Raw genomic sequence first — 2,834 nt, forward strand, 5'->3', positions numbered from 1 at the left:
CCGCAGCGTCCGGCTGCGCCAGCTATCGGGAAAAGCCGCTCGAAGCAGGCGCTGCGACGGCCACCACCCCGCTCTATGTCGACGCCGCGGCGATGCCATTGCCGGCCCTGCGACAGCATCGATTCGACCCGACGGACGGCCTCGATCAAACCGAGGTCGCGATGCTCGCGGTAGCCAACAATCCCGAGCTGCGCCTGTTACGGGATGATCTGGGTATTCAACGGGCGCAAGCCTTCGCCGCCCGTCTGTTGCCTGATCCACAACTGTCCTTCGGGCAGGACTTTCCAGTGCGTTCCGGACCGGATCTGGTGACAGCCTTCACCGCCGGCATCACACAGGACATCACTGCGCTGCTGATGCGCTCGAGCACGATGCAAGCGTCTCGGCTCGACACGCGCAAGATCGAACTCGATGAACTGTGGGCCGAATGGCAAATGGTTGCGCAGGCACGCGCGCTATTCAATCAAGTGCAGGCCGACACTCGGCTCCTGCACGAACTACAGACGTTACTGCCCGACCATGAGCGACTGCGCGAGGCCGTTCAGAGTGAACTGCAGGCCGGCAATCTCACCAGTGACGTCGCCGCCGGTCCACTATTGGCGCTGGCCGATCTGCAACGGCAGATCGATGACACCGCGCAAAAGCTCAATCTCGAACGTCACACGCTGCAGCTGTTGCTGGGCCTCGACGAGCATGCCGAGCTGCGCCTGGTCGACGATGCCGAGCCCACACAGGCAGAACAGCTGCTGCCTGCGGGCATCGACCAACGATTGGCCGCCTTGCCCGAGCGCCGCCCTGATCTGCTCGCGCTGCGCATCGGCTACCAGGCTCAGGAAGTCAAACTCCGTCAGGCCGTGCTCAAACAATTTCCGTCGATCTCCCTAGGGCTGAGTCGTGCACGCGACACCAGCAACATCACCACCCGAGGCTACAGCATCGGCTTGACGCTGCCGTTGTTCGATCGCGGCCGAGGCGCCATCGCAATCGAAACCGCCACGCGCCAGCGCCTGTTCGATGAATACCAATCTCGCTTGGCCACTGCACGCTCGGAAGTCGACCGGATTCGTATCGACTTGCCGGAGCTCATCCGTCGCACGCAGCAGGCCGAACGCGATGCCGAACATCTGCGCACGCTACAGCAAGCGGCAACGCAGTCGTTTGCCGGCGGAGTGCTCGACTGGAACGCCTACGTCACCTTGAGTACGGCAGCGGTCGCCAGACGCATGGAGGCCGTGCAGCTCGCACTGACGCTGCAAGAACAGCAAGAGATGCTTCGTACGCTTTTGGGCAGCGACCTGCCCGCGCCGCCGGAGGCTGGCCGATGATCACACCGTCAATTCGCACACTTTGGATTGCTTCGAGCATGCTCGCCTGCGCCTCGCTCGGTGCCTGTTCCCAGCAGCCTGCCTCAGCGGAAACAGACGCGGACACTGGCAGCAGCGCACTCGTCACGACTGCTCAGCTACACAAAGGATCGCTCGCCTCCACGGTCACCGGCTACGGGACGGTGACACCCATCCCCGGCAAGACGCGCAATCTCACGTTGCCACAAGCGGGCTTGGTCACTGATGTGCAAGTCACACCCGGAGAAGCGGTTCGGCACGGCGCGATCTTGATGACGCTGACCAACGAACCGACCGGTCGACTGGCGTATCAACAATCGGAGACCGGACTCACCTTCGCACGCGCCGAACTGGATCGCATCAAAGCCTTACGCGCCAAGAACCTCGCCACCGAGTCGCAAGTCGCCACCGCAGAGAAAGCGCTGAACGACGCGACCACCGCGATCGCCGCCCAACGAGAGTTAGGCGGCGGCGATGCACGCAGCGATCTCAAAGCCCCCTTTGACGGCATCGTACTCGACGTTCCAGTGGCGCCCGGCGACCGAACCGCAGCGGGTACCGTGCTGGTACGAACGATTGCCAACGACTCGGTACAGATTCTGGCGGGCTTCTCACCGCTGGACGCGCACCAGATCGCCGCCGGCATGACTGCATCGATTGAACCGGTCGGCCGACGCGATCCGATTCCGGCACGCGTCACTCACGTGCAGGCCATGGTGAATCCCACATCGCGATTGGTCGATGTCGCGCTCGAGCCGGTGGATCCAGCCACGGCGGATCTACCGACCGCCGAGGGTGCGCGTGCAGTGGTTACAGTCGCAAGCACGACCAGTTGGCTTGCGCCACGCGAGGCGGTACTGCGCGATGAAACGAGCGCCTACCTGTATCAAATCGAGAACGGCCACGCCAAGCGAGTCAATGTGACCACGCCTGGCGCACAAGATCAGCAACAGATCGCGGTCGAAGGTCCACTGGACTCGACGCTACGCATCGCCGTGCTTGGCGCCTACGAGCTCGAAGATGGCATGGCGGTGCGCGAGACACCGGCTGACAAAGCGAGCGACTGATGAATCTGATGACCTGGTTACGGACGCATCAACGCGCTCTGCTTTTTCTGTGTGCGCTGCTGACGCTAGGCGGCATTGCCTCGGTGTTTCGTCTGCCAGTGGCACTGTTCCCGGACGTGCAGTTTCCTCGCGTCGTCATTTCTTTCGATGCTGGCGATCGGCCCGCCGAGCAAATGATGCTGCAGGTTACGCGCCCTGCCGAAGAAGCCGTACGCAGAGTCCCGGGAGTCCGCGATGTTCGATCTGCGACGAGTCGCGGCACGGCCGATGTTTCCGTGAGCTTCGACTGGGGCACTGACATGCGTCGCGCCTCGCTGGAGCTGAGTTCCTCGGTATCTCAGGTGCTACCCACGATGCCGGTGGGCACGACCATCGACTTGCGCCGCATGGACCCCACGGTCTTTCCCATGCTCGCTTACAGCAT

3 protein-coding genes are annotated in these 2,834 nt (G+C 62.9%); all 3 read left to right on the forward strand.

Annotated features, from left to right (window positions below; all coding sequences use genetic code 11):
* Positions 1-1,325: TolC family protein (locus tag JNL55_RS31185; protein ID WP_293863776.1), on the forward strand; the 1,325-nt coding region annotated here is incomplete at its 5' end.
* Positions 1,322-2,410, forward strand: coding sequence for an efflux RND transporter periplasmic adaptor subunit (locus JNL55_RS31190; protein ID WP_293863779.1), 1,089 nt, complete (start codon positions 1,322-1,324; stop codon positions 2,408-2,410). The genes JNL55_RS31185 and JNL55_RS31190, both read left to right, overlap by 4 nt.
* The coding region (locus tag JNL55_RS31195; protein ID WP_293863782.1) for an efflux RND transporter permease subunit at positions 2,410-2,834 on the forward strand (425 nt) is incomplete at its 3' end. The genes JNL55_RS31190 and JNL55_RS31195, both read left to right, overlap by 1 nt.

It is taken from the genome of Steroidobacter sp. (assembly GCF_016790065.1).
Taxonomy (GTDB): domain Bacteria; phylum Pseudomonadota; class Gammaproteobacteria; order Steroidobacterales; family Steroidobacteraceae; genus Steroidobacter.

Excerpts from the sequence above, each read along its gene's own strand:
- JNL55_RS31190 (WP_293863779.1), top strand. The coding sequence starts at position 1,322 with ATGATCACACCGTCAATTCGCACACTTTGGATTGCTTCGAGCATGCTC.